Source organism: Streptomyces virginiae, assembly GCF_040638905.1.
Classification (GTDB): Bacteria; Actinomycetota; Actinomycetes; order Streptomycetales; family Streptomycetaceae; genus Streptomyces; species Streptomyces virginiae_B.
Window position 1 is genome coordinate 17,636 of record NZ_JBEZYV010000004.1, and the last position, 15,975, is coordinate 33,610.

13 protein-coding genes and 1 pseudogene are annotated in these 15,975 nt (G+C 70.3%); 12 read left to right on the forward strand and 2 right to left on the reverse strand.

The window, feature by feature from the left end; all coding sequences use genetic code 11:
* Positions 1-31: 31 nt before the first annotated feature.
* The 12 genes from AB0F82_RS07925 to nuoN are packed head-to-tail and all read left to right on the forward strand — an operon-like array spanning position 32 to position 14,896.
* Positions 32-715: an NADH-quinone oxidoreductase subunit C gene (locus AB0F82_RS07925; protein WP_356812074.1), complete on the forward strand. Its 684-nt coding sequence runs from the start codon at positions 32-34 to the stop codon at positions 713-715.
* Entirely contained in the window at positions 715-2,040 is a 1,326-nt protein-coding gene (locus tag AB0F82_RS07930; RefSeq protein WP_362624973.1) for an NADH-quinone oxidoreductase subunit D, read from the forward strand. Before AB0F82_RS07925 ends, AB0F82_RS07930 begins: the two co-directional genes overlap by 1 nt.
* Complete coding sequence (nuoE, locus tag AB0F82_RS07935; protein WP_356812025.1) at positions 2,037-2,792, forward strand: NADH-quinone oxidoreductase subunit NuoE; 756 nt, start codon at positions 2,037-2,039, stop codon at positions 2,790-2,792. The genes AB0F82_RS07930 and nuoE overlap by 4 nt, the downstream gene beginning before the upstream one ends.
* Positions 2,792-4,159: an NADH-quinone oxidoreductase subunit NuoF gene (gene nuoF, locus AB0F82_RS07940; RefSeq protein ID WP_356812026.1), complete on the forward strand. Its 1,368-nt coding sequence runs from the start codon at positions 2,792-2,794 to the stop codon at positions 4,157-4,159. Before nuoE ends, nuoF begins: the two co-directional genes overlap by 1 nt.
* Positions 4,156-6,660: an NADH-quinone oxidoreductase subunit G gene (locus AB0F82_RS07945; RefSeq protein WP_362624975.1), complete on the forward strand. Its 2,505-nt coding sequence runs from the start codon at positions 4,156-4,158 to the stop codon at positions 6,658-6,660. Before nuoF ends, AB0F82_RS07945 begins: the two co-directional genes overlap by 4 nt.
* Positions 6,657-8,021 (forward strand): NADH-quinone oxidoreductase subunit NuoH, encoded by a 1,365-nt coding sequence (gene nuoH / locus AB0F82_RS07950; protein ID WP_356812028.1) that lies wholly within the window; start codon positions 6,657-6,659, stop codon positions 8,019-8,021. The genes AB0F82_RS07945 and nuoH overlap by 4 nt, the downstream gene beginning before the upstream one ends.
* Positions 8,014-8,616: an NADH-quinone oxidoreductase subunit NuoI gene (nuoI, locus tag AB0F82_RS07955; RefSeq protein ID WP_362624977.1), complete on the forward strand. Its 603-nt coding sequence runs from the start codon at positions 8,014-8,016 to the stop codon at positions 8,614-8,616. Before nuoH ends, nuoI begins: the two co-directional genes overlap by 8 nt.
* Positions 8,613-9,419 (forward strand): NADH-quinone oxidoreductase subunit J, encoded by an 807-nt coding sequence (locus tag AB0F82_RS07960; RefSeq protein ID WP_356812030.1) that lies wholly within the window; start codon positions 8,613-8,615, stop codon positions 9,417-9,419. The genes nuoI and AB0F82_RS07960 overlap by 4 nt, the downstream gene beginning before the upstream one ends.
* Positions 9,416-9,715: an NADH-quinone oxidoreductase subunit NuoK gene (gene nuoK, locus AB0F82_RS07965; protein ID WP_030653455.1), complete on the forward strand. Its 300-nt coding sequence runs from the start codon at positions 9,416-9,418 to the stop codon at positions 9,713-9,715. Before AB0F82_RS07960 ends, nuoK begins: the two co-directional genes overlap by 4 nt.
* Before the next feature lie 9 nt (positions 9,716-9,724).
* Positions 9,725-11,620, forward strand: coding sequence for an NADH-quinone oxidoreductase subunit L (gene nuoL, locus AB0F82_RS07970; protein ID WP_356812031.1), 1,896 nt, complete (start codon positions 9,725-9,727; stop codon positions 11,618-11,620).
* A gap of 1 nt (position 11,621) precedes the next feature.
* Complete coding sequence (locus tag AB0F82_RS07975) at positions 11,622-13,244, forward strand: NADH-quinone oxidoreductase subunit M (protein ID WP_362624980.1); 1,623 nt, start codon at positions 11,622-11,624, stop codon at positions 13,242-13,244.
* Between the two features lie 5 nt (positions 13,245-13,249).
* Positions 13,250-14,896, forward strand: coding sequence for an NADH-quinone oxidoreductase subunit NuoN (nuoN, locus tag AB0F82_RS07980; protein WP_390075939.1), 1,647 nt, complete (start codon positions 13,250-13,252; stop codon positions 14,894-14,896).
* 70 nt (positions 14,897-14,966) lie between these two features.
* Here nuoN and AB0F82_RS07985 read toward each other — a convergent pair.
* Both AB0F82_RS07985 and AB0F82_RS07990 read right to left on the reverse strand, forming a co-directional pair.
* Positions 14,967-15,089, reverse strand: a pseudogene (locus AB0F82_RS07985) (Uma2 family endonuclease); the annotation flags it as partial.
* Positions 15,090-15,266: 177 nt separating this feature from the next.
* The gene (locus AB0F82_RS07990) at positions 15,267-15,872 is read right to left on the reverse strand and encodes a hypothetical protein (RefSeq protein ID WP_362624982.1); all 606 of its coding nucleotides are present in this window, start codon (positions 15,870-15,872) and stop codon (positions 15,267-15,269) included.
* Positions 15,873-15,975: the final 103 nt, after the last annotated feature.

The window sequence follows — 15,975 nt, forward strand, 5'->3', positions numbered from 1 at the left end:
CGCCCCCGGCTCCGACGGTGGCGGCGGCGGCCTGCCCGCGCCGCGCGCCCAGGGCCCCGAGGTCATCGGCGTCCGCAAGGGCATGTTCGGCGCCGGGAACGGCGGCGACACCAGCGGCTACGGCGGCCTCGTCCGCACCGTCGCCCTGCCCGGCGCGACCGCCCGGCCGTACGGCTCCTACTTCGACGAAGTGGCCGACGAGCTCGAAGGCGCCCTGGAGGAGCAGGACCTGGTCCCGGAGAACGCCATCGAGAAGACGGTCGTCGACCGGGGCGAGCTCACCTTCCACATCGCCCGCGAGCACCTCCTACGGGTCGCCCGCACCCTGCGCGACGACCCCGCCCTGCGCTTCGAGCTGTGCACCGGCGTCAGCGGAGTCCACTTCCCCGGGGACAAGGGCCGCGAACTGCACGCCGTCTACCACCTGCGCTCGCTCACCCACGGCCGGATCCTGCGGCTGGAGGTGTCCGTCCCGGACGCCGACCCGCACGTCCCCTCGCTCGTCTCCGTCTACCCGACCAACGACTGGCACGAGCGCGAGACGTACGACTTCTTCGGCCTGGTCTTCGACGGGCACCCGGCCCTCACCCGGATCATGATGCCGGACGACTGGCAGGGCTTCCCGCAGCGCAAGGACTACCCGCTCGGCGGCATCCCCGTCGAGTACAAGGGCGCCCAGATCCCGGCTCCCGACCAGCGGAGGTCGTACAGCTGATGTCCACGTCCAACCACTCCTCCGCTCGCGAGACGACCGAGGGCACCGTCTACACCGTCACCGGCGGCGACTGGGACGAGATCGTCCAGTCGGCGGCCAGGGCCGACGACGAGCGGATCGTCGTCAACATGGGTCCGCAGCACCCCTCCACCCACGGTGTGCTGCGGCTGATCCTGGAGATCGACGGCGAGACCGTCACCGAGGCCCGCTGCGGCATCGGCTACCTCCACACCGGAATCGAGAAGAACCTCGAATTCCGCAACTGGACGCAGGGCACCACCTTCGTCACGCGCATGGACTACCTGACGCCGTTCTTCAACGAGACGGCGTACTGCCTCGGCGTCGAGAAGCTCCTCGGCATCACCGACCAGATCCCGGACCGGGCCACCGTCATCCGCGTCCTGCTGATGGAGCTCAACCGGCTCTCCTCCCATCTGGTGTGCATCGCCACCGGCGGCATGGAGCTGGGCGCGACCACGATCATGATCTACGGCTTCCGCGACCGGGAGCTGATCCTCGACATCTTCGAGCTGATCACCGGGCTGCGCATGAACCACGCGTTCATCCGCCCCGGCGGCCTCGCGCAGGACCTGCCCCCGGGCGCCGTCGACCAGCTGCGCGAGTTCGTGAAGACCATGAAGAAGAACCTGCCGGAGTACGACAAGCTCGCCACCGGCAACCCGATCTTCAAGGCCCGCATGCAGGACGTCGGCTACCTCGACCTCTCCGGCTGCATGGCGCTCGGCGCCACCGGCCCGATCCTGCGCTCCGCCGGCCTGCCGCACGACCTGCGCAAGTCGGACCCGTACTGCGGCTACGAGACCTACGAGTTCGACGTGCCGACCACCGAGACCTGCGACTCCTACGGGCGGTTCCTGATCCGCCTGGAGGAGATGCGCCAGTCCCTGCGGATCGTCGAGCAGTGCCTGGAGCGGCTGGAGCCCGGGCCGGTGATGGTCGCCGACAAGAAGATCGCCTGGCCCGCGCAGCTGGCCATGGGCCCCGACGGCCTCGGCAACTCTCTCGACCACATCAGGAACATCATGGGCACCTCCATGGAGGCCCTCATCCACCACTTCAAGTTGGTGACCGAGGGCTTCCGGGTACCGGCCGGGCAGGCGTACGCGGCCGTCGAGTCGCCCAAGGGCGAGCTCGGCGTCCACGTCGTCTCCGACGGCGGAACCCGCCCCTACCGGGTCCATTTCCGCGATCCGTCCTTCACCAACCTGCAGGCCATGGCGGCGATGTGCGAGGGCGGCCAGGTCGCCGACGTCATCGTCGCCGTCGCCTCCATCGACCCCGTGATGGGAGGCGTCGACCGATGACCGCCAGTCCTCAGAACCGAGGGGTCTCGCTGGGCATGCCCCAGCTGCCCGCCCCCGACTTCCCGGCGGAGGTACGGACACGCCTCGAAGCCGACGCGAAGGAAGTCATCGCCCGCTATCCCGACAGCCGCTCCGCGCTGCTCCCGCTGCTGCACCTGTGCCAGTCGCACGAGGGCTACGTCTCCAAGACCGGCGTCCGCTTCTGCGCCGAGGTGCTCGGCCTGACCACTGCCGAGGTCACCGCCGTCGCCACCTTCTACACCATGTACCGGCGGCGGCCCTCCGGCGACTACCAGGTCGGCGTCTGCACCAACACCCTGTGCGCGGTCATGGGCGGCGACGCCATCTTCGAAGAGCTCAAGGAGCACCTCGGGGTCGGCAACAACGAGACCACCCCCGACGGCAAGGTCACCCTCGAACACATCGAGTGCAACGCGGCCTGCGACTACGCCCCCGTGGTGATGGTCAACTGGGAGTTCTTCGACAACCAGACCCCCGAGTCCGCCAAGGCCATGGTCGACGACCTGCTGGCCGGCCGTGAGGTCTCCCCGACCCGGGGTGCGCCGCTGTGCACGTACAAGGAGACCGCCCGGATCCTGGCCGGCTTCCCCGACGAGCGCGCGGGCGCGGTCGAGGCCACCGGCGGCGCCGGCCCCGCCTCCCTGATCGGCCTGCGCATCGCCCGCGGCGAATCCCCGCACGCCCCGGTCGTCCACCCGCGCGGCGAGACCCGTACCGAGGGAGGGGAGTGATGACCGTGTCGACCGAACTGAGCAAGAACGGCACCAGCCCGGAAAAGCTCCTCGCACCCGTCCTGTCGGCGTTCTGGGACGAACCCCGGTCGTGGACGCTGGAGACCTACCGCCGCCACGGCGGCTACGAGGGCCTGCGCAAAGCCCTGGCGATGACGCCGGACGAAGTGATCGCCTACGTGAAGGACTCGGGGCTGCGCGGACGCGGCGGCGCGGGCTTCCCCACCGGCATGAAGTGGCAGTTCATCCCGCAGGGCGACGGAAAGCCGCACTACCTCGTCGTGAACGCCGACGAGTCGGAACCGGGAACCTGCAAGGACATCCCCCTCCTCTTCGCCAACCCGCACTCCCTCATCGAGGGAATGATCATCGCCTGCTACGCGATCCGCTCGCAGCACGCCTTCATCTACCTGCGCGGCGAAGTCGTACCCGTCCTGCGGCGCCTGCACGAGGCGGTGCGCGAGGCGTACGAGGCCGGATACCTTGGCAAGGCTGGACATCGGGAAAAGAGCGGCCTCGGCAGCGGCCTCGACCTCGACATCACGGTGCACGCGGGCGCGGGCGCGTACATCTGCGGCGAGGAGACGGCGCTGCTGGACTCCCTCGAAGGCCGGCGCGGCCAGCCCCGGCTGCGTCCCCCCTTCCCTGCCGTCGAGGGGCTCTACGCGTGCCCCACTGTCGTCAACAACGTCGAGTCCATCGCCTCGGTTCCCGCGATCCTGAACAAGGGCAAGGACTGGTTCAAGGCGATGGGGACCGAGAAGTCCCCCGGCTTCACGCTCTACTCGCTCTCCGGGCACGTCGCCGGACCCGGCCAGTACGAGGCCCCGCTCGGCATCACCCTGCGCCAGCTCCTCGACATGAGCGGCGGCATGCGGCCCGGGCACCGGCTGAAGTTCTGGACGCCGGGCGGCTCCTCCACCCCGATGTTCACCGACGAGCACCTCGACGTCCCCCTGGACTACGAGGGCGTCGGCGCCGCCGGCTCGATGCTCGGCACCAAGGCCCTCCAGTGCTTCGACGAGACCACCTGCGTGGTGCGGGCCGTCACCCGGTGGACCGAGTTCTACGCGCACGAGTCCTGCGGCAAGTGCACACCCTGCCGCGAAGGCACCTACTGGCTGGTCCAGCTGCTCCGCGACATCGAGGCCGGCAAGGGCGTCATGTCCGACCTCGACAAGCTGAACGACATCGCCGACAACATCAACGGCAAGTCCTTCTGCGCCCTCGGCGACGGCGCGGCCAGCCCGATCTTCTCCTCGCTCAAGTACTTCCGCGAGGAGTACGAGCAGCACATCACGGGCAAGGGCTGCCCCTTCGACCCCAGGAAGTCGACCCTCTGGGCCGACACGGAGGTGAACGCATGACCGTCACCACTACGGCCGCCTCCGGGGGAGAAGCCGCCGTCCCGCCGGAGGACCTGGTCTCGCTGACCATCGACGGGGTCGAGCTCTCGGTGCCCAAGGGCACCCTCGTCATCCGCGCCGCCGAACAGCTCGGCATCGAGATCCCCCGGTTCTGCGACCACCCCCTCCTGCCCCCGGCCGGTGCCTGCCGCCAGTGCATCGTCGAGGTCGAGGGCCAGCGCAAGCCGATGGCCTCCTGCACCATCACCTGCACCGACGGCATGGTCGTCAAGACGCAGCTGACCTCCGAGGTCGCCGACAAGGCGCAGCGCGGGGTGATGGAGCTGCTGCTCATCAACCACCCGCTGGACTGCCCCGTCTGCGACAAGGGCGGTGAGTGCCCGCTGCAGAACCAGGCGATGTCGCACGGCAACGCCGAGTCCCGCTTCGAGGGCCGCAAGCGGACCTACGAGAAGCCCGTCCCGATCTCCACGCAGGTCCTGCTGGACCGGGAGCGGTGCGTGCTCTGCGCCCGCTGCACCCGCTTCTCCAACGAGATCGCCGGCGACCCGATGATCGAGCTGCTGGAACGCGGCGCGCTCCAGCAGGTCGGCACCGGCGAGGACGACCCCTTCGAGTCGTACTTCTCCGGCAACACCATCCAGATCTGCCCGGTCGGCGCCCTCACCTCGGCCGCGTACCGGTTCCGCTCCCGCCCCTTCGACCTCGTCTCCTCCCCGAGCGTGTGCGAGCACTGCGCGGGCGGCTGCGCGACCCGTACCGACCACCGCCGGGGCAAGGTGCTGCGGCGCCTCGCCGCGGAGGATCCCGAGGTCAACGAGGAGTGGGTCTGCGACAAGGGCCGCTTCGCGTTCCGCTACGCGCAGCGCCCGGACCGGCTGACCACCCCGCTGGTGCGCAACGCCGCCGGAGTGCTGGAACCGGCGAGCTGGCCCGAGGCCCTGGAGGCCGCCGCGAACGGGCTCGCCGCCGCGCGCGGCCGGGCCGGCGTGCTGACCGGCGGCCGGCTCACCGTCGAGGACGCCTACGCCTACGCCAAGTTCGCCCGGGTGGTGCTCGACACCAACGACATCGACTTCCGGGCCCGCGTGCACAGCGCCGAGGAGGCCGACTTCCTGGCCGCCACCGTCGCCGGCACCGGCAAGGACCTCGACGGCGACGGCGTCACCTACACCTCGCTGGAGGCGGCGCCCACGGTGCTGCTCGCCGGCATCGAGGCCGAGGAGGAGGCCCCCGGCGTCTTCCTGCGGCTGCGCAAGGCCCACCGCAGGTTCAAGCAGCGGACCTTCGCCCTCGCCCCCTTCGCCACCCGCGGACTGGAGAAGGCCGGCGGCACGCTGCTCGCCGCCGCCCCCGGCACCGAGCCCGACTGGCTCGACGCGCTGTCCTCGCGGACCGGCCTGGAGGCGGGCGGCGCCGAAGCCGCCGAGGCGCTGCGCAGGCCCGGCGCCGTCATCGTCGTCGGGGAGCGCCTCGCCGGCGTGCCCGGCGCGCTGACCGCCGCCGTACGGGCGGCCGCCGCGACCGGGGCGAAGCTGGTGTGGATCCCCCGCCGGGCCGGGGAGCGGGCGGCCGTCGAGGCCGGCGCGCTGCCGTCCCTGCTGCCGGGCGGCCGGCCGGCGACCGACCCGCGGGCCCGCGACGAGGTCGCCACCGCCTGGGGCCTGGACGAACTCCCGCACCGCTACGGCCGCGACACCGGCCAGATCGTCGAGGCGGCGGCCACCCGGGAACTGTCCGCGCTGCTGGTCGCGGGCGTCGAGGTCACCGACCTGCCCGACCCGGCCCGCGCGCGGACCGCCCTGACGGAGGCCTTCGTGGTCTCCCTGGAGCTGCGGCCCAGCGAGGTCACCGACCACGCGGACGTGGTCCTGCCGGTCGCCGCGGTCGCCGAGAAGGCGGGCGCGTTCATCAACTGGGAGGGCCGGGTCCGGCCGTTCGAGGCCGCCCTCAAGCCCGACCAGATGACCCGCCGGCTCGCCCCGGCCGACGCCCGCGTGCTGCACATGCTCGCCGACGCCGCCGACCGGCCGATCGCGCTGCCGGACGTGCACGCCGTACGCCGGGAGCTGGAGCGGCTCGGCCCCTGGGAGGGCGGGCTCGCCGCCGAGCAGTCCACCGACCCCGTGCCGCTGCCCCGTCCCGGCGTCGGCGAGGCGGTCCTCGCGGGCCACCGGCTCCTCCTCGACCAGGGCCGGCTCCAGGAGGGCGACGAGGCCCTGGCCGGAACCCGGCACGAGGCCGGCGCCCGGCTGTCGGCCGCCACGGCCGCCGAGACGGGCGTCAAGGACGGCGACGTCCTCGCGGTCACCGGCCCCGCCGGCACCGTGGAACTCCCGCTCCGGATCACCGAGATGCCCGACCGCGTGGTCTGGCTCCCGCTGAACTCCACCGGCTCCGGCGTCCTCGCCGACGCCGGAGCCCGCCCGGGCACCCTCGTACGCATCGGTCCGGCGACCCCGGCCGGCGCAGGCGACACCACTGCGGAGGTGGGCGCGTGAACACCGTTCAACTCGCTGCCGAGGACCTGTCCGTCTTCGGACGGGACGTCTGGTGGCTCGTCGTCGTCAAGGCGGTGTTCTGCTTCGCCTTCCTGATGGTGACGGTGCTGTTCTCCATCGTGTGGGAGCGCAAGGTCGTCGCCTGGATGCAGCTGCGCATCGGCCCCAACCGGCACGGCCCGTGGGGCATGCTCCAGTCGCTCGCCGACGGCGTGAAGCTGATGCTCAAGGAAGACATCATCGTCAAGCGGGCCGACAAGGTCGTCTACGTCCTGGCCCCGATCATCGCGGCGATCCCGGCCTTCATGGCCATCGCGGTGATCCCCTTCGGCCCGGCCGGGGACGAGGTCTCCATCTTCGGCCAGCGCACCTCGATGCAGCTGACCGACCTGCCCATCGCGATGCTCTACATCCTCGCGGTGGCCTCGGTCGGCATCTACGGCATCGTCCTCGCGGGCTGGTCCTCCGGCTCCACGTACCCGCTCCTCGGCGGCCTGCGTTCCTGCGCTCAGATGATCTCCTACGAGATCGCGATGGGCGCGGCCTTCGCCTCGGTCTTCCTCTACTCCGGATCGATGTCGACCTCGGCGATCGTCGATGCCCAGCAGGACCGCTGGTTCATCGTGCTGCTGCCGGTGTCCTTCATCATCTACGTCGTCACGATGGTCGGCGAGACCAACCGCGCCCCCTTCGACATGCCGGAGTCCGAAGGCGACCTGGTCGGCGGCTTCAACACCGAGTACTCGTCCATCAAGTTCGCGCTGTTCATGCTCGCCGAGTACGTCAACATGGTCACCGTCTCGGCGGTCTCGGTCACCCTGTTCCTGGGCGGCTGGCGGGCCCCGTACCCGATCAGTCACTTCTGGGAGGGCGCGAACCACGGCTGGTGGCCGCTGCTCTGGTTCGTCCTGAAGGTGCAGCTGCTCCTGTTCTTCTTCATCTGGCTGCGCGGCACGCTGCCGCGCGTGCGCTACGACCAGCTGATGAAGCTCGGCTGGAAGGTCCTGATCCCGGTCTCCGTGGTGTGGCTGATGATGGTCGCCACCGTCCGGGCGCTGCGCAACGAGGCGTACGAGATCGGTGACATCGCCCTCTATGTCGGCGGCGCCGTCGTGGCGATCCTGCTGCTCTCCCTCGTCGCGGACGTCTTCCGCGACAAGCGCGAGAAGGCCGCGGCCGCGGACGCCGCCAAGGACGCGGAGCCCTTCGACCCGCTGGCGGGCGGGTTCCCCGTACCGCCCAAGCCCGGCCAGCACCTGGCACCCGTACCGCGCAGGCGGCCCCGCAGCGAGCGGGAGCTGATCGTCAGTGGCGGCGCGAACCCCGACAGTGACCGAGAGGAGGGTGCTGAGAATGTCTGACGAGAAGTGGCAGAACCCGGTGGCCGGCTTCGGCGTGACCTTCAAGGCCATGTTCAAGAAGCGCCTCACCGAGCAGTACCCGGAGCAGCAGAAGACCACCGCCCCGCGCTTCCACGGACGGCACCAGCTCAACCGGCACCCCGACGGTCTGGAGAAGTGCATCGGGTGCGAGCTGTGCGCCTGGGCCTGTCCCGCCGACGCCATCTACGTGGAGGGCGCCGACAACACCGAGGAGGAGCGCTACTCCCCGGGTGAGCGGTACGGCCGGGTCTACCAAATCAACTACGCCCGCTGCATCCTGTGCGGGCTGTGCGTCGAGGCGTGCCCGACCCGGGCGCTGACCATGACGAACGAGTTCGAACTGGCCGACGCCAGCCGCGAGTCGCTCATCTACACCAAGGAGCAGCTGCTCGCCGGTCTGAGCGAGGGCATGGTCGAGGCCCCGCACTCGATCTTCCCCGGCACCGACGAGCAGGACTACTACCGCGGACTGGTGACGGGCGCCGCCCCGGGCACGGTCCGGCAGGTGGCGGTCTCCAAGGGCGAGGAGCCGGCCGACGCCGACGGCGGCACCGCGGCGGAGGTGGGGGCATGAGCGCCATCGCCGCGACCGCCACCTCCGGTGGCGAGGCCGTTCAGTTCTGGATCCTCGGCACGGTCGCCGTCATCGGCGCGCTGGCCACGATCCTGATGAAGAAAGCCGTGCACAGCGCACTCAGCCTCGCCGGGACGATGATCATTCTGGCCGTCTTCTACCTCGCCAACGGGGCGTACTTCCTGGGCGTCGTCCAGATCATCGTCTACACCGGCGCGATCATGATGCTCTTCCTCTTCGTGGTCATGCTCGTCGGCGTCACCGCCGCCGACTCCCTGAAGGAGACCATCAAGGGGCAGCGCTGGCTGGGCGTCCTGTGCGGCCTCGGCTTCGGCATCCTGCTGTTCGCCGGCATCGGCCACGCCGGGCTGAGCCAGTTCAACGGGCTCGGCCGGGTCAACTCCGCCGGGCACGTCGAGGGTCTGGCGCAGCTGATCTTCACCAAGTACGTCTTCGCCTTCGAGATCACCGGCGCGCTGCTGATCACCGCGGCCGTCGGTGCGATGGTGCTCACCCACCGCGAGCGCACCGAACGGGCCGCGACCCAGCGCGAGCTGGCCGAGCGCCGCGTGCGCGAGGGGGTGCAGCTCCCGCCGCTGCCCGCGCCCGGCGTCTACGCCCGGCACAACGCGGTGGACGTCGCCGGCCTGCTGCCGGACGGCACCCCGTCCGAGCTGACGGTCAGCAAGACGCTGCGCGCCCGCGGTCAGATCCGCGACGTCTCCAGCGAGGCGCTCGACGACCTCAAGGCGCTGGAGCAGAGTTCCGCGGAGCGCCTCGGCCGTGAGGAGGCCTCGAAGTGAATCCGGTCAACTACCTGTATCTGGCGGCCCTGCTGTTCACGATCGGCGCCACCGGCGTGCTGATCCGCAAGAACGCGATCGTGCTGTTCATGTGCGTCGAGCTGATGCTCAACGCCTGCAACCTCGCCTTCGTCGCGTTCTCCCGGATGCACGGCAACCTCGACGGCCAGATCATCGCCTTCTTCACCATGGTCGTCGCCGCCGCGGAGGTCGTGGTCGGCCTGGCGATCATCGTGTCGCTGTTCCGTACCCGCCACTCGGCCTCGGTCGACGACGCCAGCCTGATGAAGCTGTAAGGGGTCGCTGTGGAGAACCTGATTGCGCTGCTGATCGCGGCGCCCCTGCTCGGAGCGGTGGTGCTGCTCTGCGGCGGCCGGCGCCTCGACAAGACCGGCCACTGGCTCGGCACCCTGCTCGCGGCCGTCTCCTTCGGGATCGGCGTCGCCCTGTTCGCGGACATGCTGGGGCGCGGCGCCGACGACCGGACGCTGACGCAGAACCTGTACACCTGGATCCCCGTCGAGGGCTTCCAGGCCGACATGGCGTTCCAGCTGGACCAGCTGTCGATGACGTTCGTCCTCCTCATCTCGGGCGTCGGCACGCTCATCCACGTGTACTCGATCGGGTACATGGAGCACGACGAGCGCCGCCGCCGCTTCTTCGGCTACCTCAACCTGTTCGTCGCGGCCATGCTGCTGCTGGTCCTCGCCGACAACTACCTCCTGCTGTACTTCGGCTGGGAGGGCGTGGGCCTCGCCTCGTACCTGCTGATCGGCTTCTGGCAGCACAAGCCCAGCGCGGCCACGGCCGCCAAGAAGGCCTTCCTGGTCAACCGCGTCGGCGACATGGGCCTGTCGATCGCGATCATGCTGATGTTCACCACGTTCGGGACGTTCGCCTTCGGGCCGGTGTTCGGCGCGGTGGGCGAGGCCTCGGAGGGCACGCTCACCGCCATCGGCCTGATGCTGCTCCTGGCGGCCTGCGGCAAGTCGGCGCAGGTGCCGCTGCAGTCCTGGCTCGGGGACGCGATGGAGGGCCCGACCCCGGTCTCGGCCCTGATCCACGCGGCGACGATGGTGACCGCGGGCGTCTACCTGATCGTCCGCTCCGCCGCGATCTTCAACGGGGCGCCCGACGCCCAGCTGGCCGTCACCGTCGTGGGCGCGGTCACGCTCCTCTTCGGTGCGATCGTCGGTTGCGCGAAGGACGACATCAAGAAGGCCCTGGCCGGCTCGACGATGTCGCAGATCGGCTACATGATCCTCGCCGCCGGCCTCGGCCCGATCGGCTACGTCTTCGCGATCATGCACCTGGTGACCCACGGCTTCTTCAAGGCCGGCCTCTTCCTCGGCGCGGGTTCCGTGATGCACGGGATGAACGACGAGGTCGACATGCGCAAGTACGGGGGCCTGCGCACGTACATGCCGGTCACCTTCGTCACCTTCGGCCTCGGCTACCTGGCGATCATCGGCTTCCCGGGCCTGTCCGGCTTCTTCTCCAAGGACATGATCATCGAGGCGGCCTTCGCGAAGGGCGGCACCGAGGGCTGGATCCTCGGCGGGGTCACCCTGCTGGGCGCCGGCATCACCGCCTTCTACATGACCCGCGTCATGCTCCTCACCTTCTTCGGTGAGAAGCGCTGGCAGCCGGCCGCGGACGGCCACGAGCCGCACCCGCACGAGTCCCCGAGGTCCATGACCATTCCGATGGTCATCCTGGCCTTCGGGTCGGTCTTCGCCGGCGCCTTCTTCGAGATCGGCGAGCGCTTCCTGAAGTGGCTGGAGCCCGTCACCGGCTACTCCCACGGCAACCCGCCGGTCAGCGCCATGACGGTCACCGCGGCCACCATGGTGATGCTCCTCGTCGGAGTCGGCATCGCCTGGGGGATGTACGGCAAGCGGCCCGTCCCGGTCGTCGCCCCGCGCGGCTCCTTCCTCACCCGGGCGGCCCGCCGCGACCTGTACCAGGACGACTTCAACCACGTCGTGCTGGTGCGCGGCGGGGAGCACCTGACCCGCTCCCTCGTGTACGTCGACCACAGCCTGGTCGACGGCGTGGTCAACGGGACGGCCGCCTCGGTCGGCGGCCTCTCGGGCCGGCTGCGCAAGCTGCAGAACGGCTACGCCCGCAGCTACGCGGTCTCGATGTTCGGGGGCACGGCGGTCCTGATCGCCGCGACCCTGCTGATGAGGGCGGTGTGACATGGACTTCCCGCTTCTGACGGTCACGGCCGCGGTGCCCGCGGTCGGCGCGATCCTCACGGCGGCCGTCCCGGCCGCCCGCCGGACCGCCGCCAAGTGGCTCGCGCTGCTCTTCTCGCTGGCGACACTGGCCCTGGCCGTGCTCGTCGCGGTCCGCTTCGAACCCGGTGGCGACCGCTACCAGCTCACCGAATCCCGCGCCTGGATCCCCGACTTCGGTGTCCGCTACGAGCTGGGCGTGGACGGGATCGGGGTGGTCCTCATCGGACTCACCGCGCTCCTGATCCCCTTCGTGATCGCGGCCGGCTGGCACGACGCCGACGCATCCCCGAGCTCTTCGAGCAGGGGAGGCCCCACCGAAACCAGCTCCCAGCGCTGGCGGCCGACCCAGGGCTTCTTCGCCCTGATCCTCATGGTCGAGGCGATGGTGATCATCTCCTTCGAGGCCACCGACGTCTTCCTCTTCTACATCTTCTTCGAAGCCATGCTCATCCCGATGTACTTCCTCATCGGCGGCTTCGGGGACCGGGCCCACACAGGCTCGGACGAGAACGCGGCCGCGCAGCGCAGCTACGCGGCGGTCAAGTTCCTGCTCTACAACCTGGTCGGCGGCCTGCTCATGCTGGCCGCGGTCATCGGCCTGTACGTGGTCGCCGGGAACTTCTCCCTCCAGGAGATCACCGCCGCCCGGGCCGCGGGCACCCTCGACATGGCGACCAACACCGAGCGGCTGCTGTTCCTCGGCTTCTTCTTCGCCTTCGCGGTGAAGGCCCCGCTCTGGCCGCTGCACACCTGGCTGCCCAACGCGATGGGCGAGTCCACCGCGCCCGTCGCCGTACTGATCACCGCGGTCGTCGACAAGGTGGGCACCTTCGCGATGCTCCGCTTCTGCCTCGGGCTCTTCCCCGACGCCAGCAAGTGGGCCACGCCGGTGGTCCTCGTACTGGCGCTGGTCAGCATCGTCTACGGGGCGCTGGTCGCGGTCGGGCAGCGGGACATCAAGCGGCTGGTGGCCTACGCCTCCATCTCGCACTTCGGCTTCATCATCCTGGGCATCTTCGCGATGACCTCCCAGGGCCAGTCCGGCGCCACCCTCTACATGGTCAACCACGGCCTGTCGACGGCGGCGCTGATGCTGGTGGCCGGCTTCCTGATCTCGCGGCGCGGCTCGCGGCTCATCGCCGACTACGGCGGCGTCCAGAAGGTGGCTCCGGTCCTCGCCGGGACCTTCCTCATCGGCGGCCTCGCCACCCTCTCGCTGCCGGGCCTCGCACCCTTCGTCAGCGAGTTCCTGGTGCTGGTCGGCACGTTCGCCCGCTACCCGGTCGTCGGGATCGTCGCCACCGTCGGCATCGTGCTGGCCGCGCTCTACACGCTCGTGCTCTACCAGCGCACGATGACCGGGCCCGTGAAGGAGGAGGTCCGCACCATGCCGGACCTGCGCCTGCGGGAGGTGCTGGTGGTCGCCCCGCTGATCGCGCTGCTGATCGGGCTGGGCGTCTACCCGAAGGTCCTCACCGACATCGTCAACCCGGCGGTGGAGCACACCATGTCGGACGTGAAGCAGACGGACCCGGAGCCCGAGGTCGCCGTCGAAGCCAAGAACGGGGAGGAGGCGAAGTGAGCACACTGACTTCCGCCCACAGCCTGTGGACACTGGCGGCCGACACGCCGGCCGACCGGATCCCGGCGCCGACCATCGAGTACGCACAGCTCGCTCCCACGCTGATCGTGGTGGGCGCGGCCGTCGTCGGGATCCTCGTGGAGGCCTTCGTGCCCCGCAGGGCCCGCTACTACGTCCAGGTGTTCCTGGCCCTCGCCGCGCTGGCCTCGGCCTTCGCCGCGGTGGTCGGCCTCGCGGCCGGCGGGTACGGCTCGGCCAAGGCGCACGTCGCCGCGATGGGCGCCATCGCCGTGGACGGCCCCGCGCTCTTCCTGCAGGGCACCATCCTGCTGGCCTCGGTCGTCGCGGTCTTCACCTTCGCCGAGCGGCGCCTGGACCCGGCCGCACACGGCAACCGGGTGGACTCCTTCGCCGCCCAGGCGGCGTCGGTACCGGGCAGCGACAGCGAGAAGGCCGCCGTCAAGGCGGGCTTCACCACCACCGAGGTCTTCCCGCTGGCCCTGTTCGCGATCGCGGGCATGCTGATCTTCCCTGCGGCCAACGACCTGCTGACGCTGTTCGTCGCCCTGGAGGTCTTCTCCCTCCCGCTGTACCTGCTCTGCGCCGTCGCCCGCCGCCAGCGGCTGATGTCGCAGGAGGCCGCGGTGAAGTACTTCCTCCTGGGCGCCTTCTCCTCCGCCTTCCTCCTCTTCGGCATCGCGCTGCTCTACGGCTACGCGGGCTCCGTGTCGTACGCGGTGATCGCCGACGTGGTGGACGGCACGATCACGAAGATCGACCCGGCACTGGCCGGCACCATGGGCAACGACGCGCTGCTGCTCATGGGCGGCGCGCTGATCCTGACCGGCCTGCTCTTCAAGGTCGGTGCGGTCCCCTTCCACATGTGGACCCCGGACGTCTACCAGGGCGCCCCGACCCCGGTCACCGGCTTCATGGCGGCGGCGACGAAGGTGGCCGCCTTCGGCGCCCTGCTGCGGCTGCTGTACGTGGTCCTGCCGGGGCTGCGCTGGGACTGGCGCCCGGTGATGTGGGCGGTGGCCATCGTCACGATGCTGGCGGGCGCGGTGATCGCCGTGACCCAGACGGACGTCAAGCGGCTCCTGGCGTACTCCTCGATCGCGCATGCCGGCTTCATCCTGGCCGGTGTGATCGCGACGTCGGCGGAGGGCGTCCAGTCCGTCCTCTTCTACCTGCTCGCCTACTCCTTCGTGACGATCGGCGCGTTCGCGGTGGTCACGCTGGTGCGCGACGCGGGCGGCGAGGCGACGCACCTGTCCAAGTGGGCCGGTCTGGGCCGGCGTTCGCCGCTGACTGCGGCCGTGTTCGCGGTGTTCCTGCTGGCCTTCGCCGGCATCCCGCTGACGTCGGGTTTCACGGGCAAGTTCGCCGTGTTCAGCGCGGCGGCCGAGGGCGGCGCGGGAGCGCTGGTCGTGGTCGGTGTCCTGTCGTCCGCGATCGCCGCGTTCTTCTACATCCGGGTGATCGTCCTGATGTTCTTCAGCGAGCCGAAGGCCGACGGCCCGACGGTGGCCGTCCCCTCGCCGCTGACGATGACGACCATCGCGGTGGGCGTCGCGGTCACCCTGGTCCTGGGCCTGGCACCGCAGTACTTCCTGGACCTGGCCGGGCAGGCGAGCACGTTCGTCCGCTGACCGGCTCACAGGCCACGGCGAAGGGCCCGGCTCCCTCGGGGGGAGCCGGGCCCTTCGCCTTTGCACGGGGCTACTTCTCCGGACGGTGCCGGGGTGTGATCGCCGTGAGGTCGACATCGATGGTGAACGGTACGGAGACCTTCAGGCGGTCGTGGAAGATCCCTGTCGCGACGTAGCCGCCCGTGGCGGGATCCAGGTCGTCGGCAGTCCAGCCGCCCGGCGATCGGCCAGCTGTGTTCCCGGCTCATCAGTGCTCCCATGAGCCGGAGTCTCGCGAGTGCGACCAGCGTATCGCCGGGGATCCGCGGAACACCGTCCTGATGAGTGAGTCATGTGCGCATGACACTTGACTCCACCTGCGGGCGCGGGCTCAGTGGGCGTGGGCGGAGGCCGGGTTGCCCGGAGTGGCAGCTTTCTTCGGGCAGGTCAGGGCCGGGTTCCAGTTGTGGAAGCGGCCGGCCGGGTTCTTCCTGTACGCCCACATGTGCAGGTCGTAGTGCTTGGGCATGCCCGCCCAGTGGCCCGGCATGGGGCCGTCGAAGGGCAGGCCGAACATGCTCGGCCGGTCGTCGGCGGTCTTCAGGTCCTGGTCCCGGTCGGTGGACATCCACTCCACCGTCTCCAGCCTGCGGCGGCCGTTGCGGTCCTTGTCCTTGCTGTAGAGGAGCGCGGTGGGCCTCGCGGGGTCCTTCGAACCCCAGTTGGCCTGCTTGACGTAGTGGTAGTTCATGGCGCCCACCCCGAACGGGTTGCTCATGCACTGCTCGCCGTGCGGGACGTACCCGTCCTTGATGGCCTCCCGCTCGTCCGCGTACTTCGCCGTCGCCGCGATCGCCGTCGCCATGTCCCGCATGGCCTGCGCGTTGCGCGGGTCGGGCGCGGGCCCCTCGACCCCGTGCGCCGGGGCCACGGCGGTCAGGCCCAGCGACACGGCGGCCGCGCAGGTGACGAGGGTCCTCAGGCTGCGTACGGTCATGGCGGCGGCTCCTCGCGGTGGGGGTACGGGGTACGGGTTCCCGATTCCATACGGTCCGTCCACCATCCCGGGCCGCCCCGCCCGGCGCACGCGGCGCGCCTCC

Bases quoted from the DNA above. Each gene is read 5' to 3' on its own strand.
- AB0F82_RS07930 (WP_362624973.1), top strand. From the start codon at position 715: ATGTCCACGTCCAACCACTCCTCCGCTCGCGAGACGACCGAGGGCACC.
- nuoE (WP_356812025.1), top strand. From the start codon at position 2,037: ATGACCGCCAGTCCTCAGAACCGAGGGGTCTCGCTGGGCATGCCCCAG.
- nuoF (WP_356812026.1), top strand. From the start codon at position 2,792: ATGACCGTGTCGACCGAACTGAGCAAGAACGGCACCAGCCCGGAAAAG.
- AB0F82_RS07945 (WP_362624975.1), top strand. From the start codon at position 4,156: ATGACCGTCACCACTACGGCCGCCTCCGGGGGAGAAGCCGCCGTCCCG.
- nuoI (WP_362624977.1), top strand. From the start codon at position 8,014: ATGTCTGACGAGAAGTGGCAGAACCCGGTGGCCGGCTTCGGCGTGACC.
- AB0F82_RS07960 (WP_356812030.1), top strand. From the start codon at position 8,613: ATGAGCGCCATCGCCGCGACCGCCACCTCCGGTGGCGAGGCCGTTCAG.
- AB0F82_RS07975 (WP_362624980.1), top strand. From the start codon at position 11,622: ATGGACTTCCCGCTTCTGACGGTCACGGCCGCGGTGCCCGCGGTCGGC.
- AB0F82_RS07990 (WP_362624982.1), bottom strand. From the start codon at position 15,872: ATGACCGTACGCAGCCTGAGGACCCTCGTCACCTGCGCGGCCGCCGTG.